Source organism: Brucella sp. 22210, assembly GCF_052045675.1.
GTDB lineage: Bacteria > Pseudomonadota > Alphaproteobacteria > Rhizobiales > Rhizobiaceae > Brucella.
In genome coordinates, this window is sequence record NZ_JBQEPD010000063.1 from 4,846 (window position 1) to 10,107 (window position 5,262).

Genomic DNA, 5,262 nt, shown 5'->3' on the forward strand with positions numbered 1-5,262 from the left:
GTTGCGCGGGCTGTCTCCGGTTATCAGCGCTCTTTTCTGAAACGTAAGTGGCTTTTCCCAGCCGGTAGGGCCGCCCGGTTTCGAGGGAAACTGGGCGGAGCAGGCGGAGGCTGAACGCGCAACTCAAATAGCGCCGTAGTGAAGCCGGAGCCTATGGGAAAACTTGCAGTCCGTAGGACTGCTCCATCTCAGCCGAAGGCTGTTCTTCCTCAAATAACCGCTTACTGACCCTCGGTCTCTTTAAGTTGCGCGGCCTGGTTCGCGGTCTGGCGCTTCCGGTGGCATCGGAGCGGTTTGGTTTCGCGTTGCACTCCCGTCGTTGGTTGTGCTCGCATTTTCTTGGGTGTGAAGCGTGGTGCCCATTTCTGATAAGAAATCGCACGATGATTTAATGTCTGTGAAGCAGGAAATGTAACTTGTCAGCGTTACACTCGACAAAGCCACCCAAACCCGCCGCCCGTCGCCTGAATGGCGACGAGGTGAAGGCGATTGCGGCGGATTTTGCGACAGGCTTGAGCGTGACGAAAATCTCCGCCAAACGCGGGGTTTCGCGACCGACGGTCTATCGCGCGCTTGAGCGGGCCAATGCTTCTCGCGGATCGGAATCCGCCGATGTGCGGATTTATGCGCGGCTGTCACGTGTGGAGCATGAGGCGTTGAAAGACCTGGCGCTGGGGAGGGGAGAAACGGTTGCCGCTTTGACGAGGCGCGCGTTGCGGCGGGCTGGCGGTTTCTTTGACGCGGATCAGGAGATTGCAGGCGCGGCGCTGACACTGGCAACGGAATTGCGGAAGGTCGGAACCAACCTCAATCAGGTGGTGTATCAGATCAATCGTGAAGCGCTGCTACAGGGCCGGGCGATGCCGAACAGCGTTCACCTGAAGGCGATTGAAGACATGCGCGAGAGCGTGCAGTCCTTGGCCGACCGGACGGAAAAGCTTTTCGTTCGGGCCGGTCGCCGCCGCATGACGACCGTGGACGAATTGCTGCAAGGCGAGGCAGACGGCGCATGAAGGTCGCGGGCCTCAATCACTACGAATATTTCAAGACCGTACCGGGCGGCGGGCCGCGAACGCAGTCCGTTCGCATTGACCGTTACGTGAAGAATGTTCGTCGTGTGCCGCAAGTCATGTTCAAAGCGGTGAAGTCTGGCTTTGCCAGCGGCTTTATCGGGCTGTCCGCGCAACTGAATTATGTGCTTGGCAAGGCCGAGCATGTCATCGACCCTTCCGGGGAATTGGACTATCGCAGCCATGTTGACAGCGCCGCGTCGCAGAAAGTCGCTTCGCGGTGGGTGGATGGCTGGAAGAAATCGAAAGCGGACGGCAAGCATTCCATGCATCTTGTCGCCAGCTTCCCGGCAGGAACGCCGGTTGGCGCTGTCTCATGCATTGTCCGCGATACGTGCGAGGAACTGCTTTCACAGGGCCGCAACCGCTTCGAGTATCTGGCGGCGATCCATACCGATACGAACAATCCGCACGGCCATATTGTCGTCAACCGCAGGAATGCGGCAGGGGAGTGGTTCTTTCTCGCGAAGGACCATGAATATAATTACGATATCTTCAAGGATTCATTGGTCCGCCATGCGGCCCGCTACGGCGTCGAATTGAACAATTCCAGTCGTGTTTCACGCGGGGCAGGCGGCTTCCATCCAGACAGCCGCACTGTTGCGATGAAGGGGCTGGAAGGCGTTGTAAAAGGCTTCGGCGAGGCCAAATACCGGCATCAGGTCAAAGGGTCGGACAGTTTTTATATCACGCTGGACACGAAATTCGGTGAGCGCACCATGTGGGGCGTCGGGCTGGAATCCGTACTGAACGCCAGTGGGGCCGGGGAGGGCGATACAATACGTATCGTTCACAACGGCAAAAAGCCGGTTGTCGTGCCGACCAGAGACGGCGGGTCGATTACCACCCACCGCAATGATTGGCGCATCGCCTTTAACGGGCAGGAGTATGGGACGTTCGATGACGTGCACCAGACAGCCCACATGGATATGCCGGTTGCCATGGCCGAACGCCAGAGCGTGTTGAAGGTCGCGGAAGCCGGTTTTTACGAGCGTTTTTCTCAAACCATCCGAGCCACACATTTGGCTCTTTCGGTCGCATTTTCCGCCGCCGCTAGTGCCATACGCAATGGCGATGAAATTTCAAATCTCAATGCATTTAAGGAAAACATAGTGAGTGACGAAATGATTGAGAACGACAGCAAAGACCTGATGCAGAAGATCGAGAATGCGCGCAGCCAGCTTGATGCGGTGTGGAGCCATCTTCCCAATATGGAGCCTGCCGAGCGTCCGCAGATTGAAGAAAAGTATTTTGAAGCATTAGGCGATATGGACCATCTTCTGGTTGGAGAGCGCCGCCGGGACTTCATGCAACAGGCCTCCGGTTCGGTTTACGGGGATGAGTACCGGAAGAAACTGGCAAACGGCCTTGCGCTGCAGACCGCGCAGCGACTTGAAACCTATGGCATCAACAAGGATGAGTTCGCGGCTCGCGCCGGCACCGGCCATGTGCCGGCTGCATTGGAAACGCACTGGATCGAGCGCGATGCAAGCGCGATAGCCGCGCACATGAATCTCGACATGACGACAGAGCAGGGCCGAACCGAGGCGTTTAACCGGGCGGCGTCTTTCCATGCCGAAATGATGGATGATCTAACGGAGAAAGTCGAACTCACGCGGTCCGACTGGCAGGAATTGCAACGGATGCGTGAGCAGTTCGACCAAGCGGCCAACCGTGGCCCGGATACGGAGGAAATCGATGCGTGGGACGATATTCGCGGTGTCATGCCGCAAAGAGACGAGTTTACGGCTGAAAAAGCGGCGTTCATCGCTTATGCGCAGAAGTCGCCGCTTCATGCAGAATTGGCATCGCAGGCGCTCGACATCGAGGGACACGACAAGAATTACCCGTTCATAGAGCCAGCATCTTATATTCAGCCGGAAGACCGTGTTCATTTGAACCAGATCGCGACGGAACGCGGTATTCCGCTGGATTTCGATCTTCGGTCAGACCACGCCGAAAATCGGGTCGCGATGTTGAACGCGGTTGAAAACCGCTATTTCGGCATCGTCGCGCAAGAGGAAACCGCCCGCGAAGTGCGGGAACTGGCAGCTAAAGACAGTCTGACTTTCGATGAAAGCCGCAAGCTTATCGATGGGCTGAAGGCGATTGTCGGTGAAACAGGTGTGCGCGATCTTCAGAACGGCAATGTGTCGGAGTTCGTGGAGCACCTGAAGGCGGCAAATATCGAGATCGATCAGCGCGAGGCATACGATATGGGTAAAACCTATGTCGAGGCGATGCGTCAGCACGGTTACAATATGGACGATACCGAAAAGGCCATATTGACCGACAAGGTGCTGTTTGAGTTGCACGAGGAACGCGAACAGCTTGAAGAACAGCGCCAGCTTACCGAGGACACCCGTTCTCACAACCTGAACAGCGACCATAAACTGGGCTTGTGAGGTGAGGACAATGGTTCTGGCTGAAGATCGACGCAAACAGATTATCGGCGCGGCTCTCTTGACCGTATCGGGCGCGCTGTTGGGTTATATACTGGCGCTAATGGTTTTGACCGTCTGGCACAAGAATTGGACTATCGGCGCTTTCTATCTGATTGAAAACTTCCAGTCGCTTTACCGGCTGCATTTTCGCGAATGGCAAGTGTCCGCTGTCGTGATCGTCTTGCCGATGATCGGCGGCTTGCTGTTGAGCACGCGAATGCTCGATTCCGGTTTGACACAATATGGCGTCACCAAGTGGCAGACGATCAGCGACATGAAGCGCAATCGCTTTTTCGCGAACCCGGCCACCGGCTTTCTGCTTGGCAAGACCGGCAAGCCGTCCTCCAAGGGCAAGCTGATCGTTTCGGCCAAGTTTCCGCATTGCCTTCTGGTCGCGCCGACCGGGGCCGGTAAGACGGTGGGCTTCACGATCCCCAATCTTCTGACCTATCTCGGCAGCGCCATTGTTCTGGACGTGAAGGGCGAGTGTTTCGAGAAAACCGCCCGGCATCGAGCGGCGAAGGGGCATAAGGTGCTTCGCTTCGGGCCGACCGAGTATGGCCAGCCGACACACCGCTGGAATCCGTTGAGCCGCATCGAGAAAATGACCAACCCGGCGCAGCGCATGGCGGCGCTTGACAAGCTGGCGACCTTATTTCTTGCCGCGCAAAGCCCGCAGGCTGAAAGCTTCCTGCCGAACAGCCGGGAGGTTTTTGTCAGTTGCGCGCTTTTGGCTTTCGAGCAGGGCAAGTTCAATCTCGGCCATGTGCACAAGCTGGCCTTCAACGGCGAAGGCACCAACAATGATCGCTTTGCAGCTTACGCCAAGGTCGTTCGCGACGGCCATGCACGCGGATTGTTCCAGAAGCTCGCGAATACGGCGTCCGACACGTTGAGCGCCTATCTCTCCATTCTCGATTCTAGCGGCTTTTCGCCGTGGGCCAATCCGCATATCTGCGCGGTGACAGCCGGGAACGATTTCGATTTCGGGGATTTCCGCCGTGCACCGCATACGGTTTATTTCACCGTTACGAGCGAAGATATTCCGACAATCGCGCCACTGGTGCGCATGTTCTTCGCGGAAGCCATCGCCAAACTGCAGGAGAAGGAGCCGGAGCCGGACGAGCCGTTCCCGGTCATGTTCCTGCTCGACGAGTTTCAGCGCCTGGGCAAGATGAAAATCATCGTGGACAGCATTTCGCTGTTGCGCAGCTATGGCGGCAATGTCGCCATTATCACGCAGTCCATTCCCGACCTTGATCGCGTCTATGGTGTCGAGGATCGCAAGGCCATTCAAGCCAGCAGTGGCCTGAAACTCTATCTCACCCCGTCAGAAGAGGACACGGTCGAGGAATTATCGCAATCGGTCGGCACGACGACCAAGAAGGTCACGACCCGCTCAAAGTCCATGAAGGACGGCGTTTTCGGGGCCAATGTCACCGAGCGGACAGAAGAATATCCGTTGCTGACCAAGGATGATGCGCGCCGGTTGCCTTCCGATGAGATCATTATCGTTGTGAATGCGGCCATGCCGATCCGGGCAAAGCGCATTCAGTATTTTGCGGATCGTGAATTGAAGCCCATCTATGACGGCCAAGACCCGAACGCGCCGTTTCCACTTCCTAAGCGGGTCATCACCGAAGCCGATTACGACGAAATCAAAACCGTGGAATCGGTTTCGCAGGCAATCGCGGAGATCGGAGCCGAGCGGGCGAAGCAGGCCGACCGACCGGCAGCAAACATAGACG

General features: G+C 56.9%; 3 protein-coding genes. All 3 read left to right on the plus strand.

Going from position 1 to position 5,262, the window contains the following annotated elements; genetic code table 11:
* The first annotated feature begins 416 nt into the window (after positions 1-416).
* The gene (locus tag ACTJKP_RS25350) at positions 417-1,013 is read left to right on the plus strand and encodes a hypothetical protein (protein WP_440632649.1); all 597 of its coding nucleotides are present in this window, start codon (positions 417-419) and stop codon (positions 1,011-1,013) included.
* Positions 1,010-3,475 (plus strand): relaxase/mobilization nuclease domain-containing protein, encoded by a 2,466-nt coding sequence (locus ACTJKP_RS25355; protein WP_440632650.1) that lies wholly within the window; start codon positions 1,010-1,012, stop codon positions 3,473-3,475. Before ACTJKP_RS25350 ends, ACTJKP_RS25355 begins: the two co-directional genes overlap by 4 nt.
* Before the next feature lie 10 nt (positions 3,476-3,485).
* Positions 3,486-5,262 (plus strand): type IV secretory system conjugative DNA transfer family protein (locus ACTJKP_RS25360; RefSeq protein ID WP_440632651.1); only part of this gene is annotated, 1,777 nt, incomplete at its 3' end.